This is a genomic window from Colwellia sp. MB3u-55 (assembly GCF_014076785.1).
Lineage (GTDB): Bacteria > Pseudomonadota > Gammaproteobacteria > Enterobacterales > Alteromonadaceae > Colwellia_A.
Genome location: NZ_JACGUS010000061.1, coordinates 1 through 719, shown reverse-complemented (window position 1 = coordinate 719; position 719 = coordinate 1). Strand labels below are relative to the sequence as shown.

The window sequence follows — 719 nt, the reverse complement described above, 5'->3', positions numbered from 1 at the left end:
GCTATCATTGCCTGTGTTAGAAAAATGATTGTGATCTTAAATTCGATGGTGAGAGATGGTGTCTATTGGGACCCAAAAATGAATCAATAATTAAGAATTGACACCATAGTCACTTGTTATGTGGCAGTTTTACCGCTATAAATTTTATATACAAAAAACAACATTAGCAAAGCAAACAAGTTTAAACCTAAGCCAGTTGGATTACTAAATGTTTGCTGTAAACCACTGTCGTTTCGCAAAAAATAATGAACTGGGAATGCAAAACTCGCAACAAACTTAACACTAAAGGATTCACTGTATATGAAAACCAATTGAATAAAATAAAACACTGTTAGTAACCTTTTAGCCATTTGAGGAAATTTACCCAAAAAACAAAATATAGCTCCAACTAAACCAACAGTTAAAAATAAGATATGTAACACACCAAGTTGACCATTCAAGAATGAAGTATAAAGCTCCCAACCACTTAAGATGAAGGTCACTAAGCCAAGTAAATAAAATTTCAAATGAACCACAAATACCTCTTTTAATTCACCAAACCTGAAAGCCACATAACGCCCAATTAACGGGCTAAAAATAGCGGGCTAAAATGGTAGCGAAGCGAACAGCCCGCTGTTTTTAGTCCTTGTTGAATTTCTTGTTATATATACCTACACAAATATTCTTGAAATTAGTTCTGTAGATTGAAAGATAATGATCGCTACACCAGCATACCCAAG

1 protein-coding gene is annotated in these 719 nt (G+C 33.9%); it reads right to left on the bottom strand.

Going from position 1 to position 719, the window contains the following annotated elements; all coding sequences use genetic code 11:
• Positions 1 to 116 precede the first annotated feature (116 nt).
• Entirely contained in the window at positions 117 to 506 is a 390-nt protein-coding gene (locus tag H4J66_RS01590) for a hypothetical protein (protein ID WP_182169678.1), read from the bottom strand.
• Positions 507 to 719: the final 213 nt, after the last annotated feature.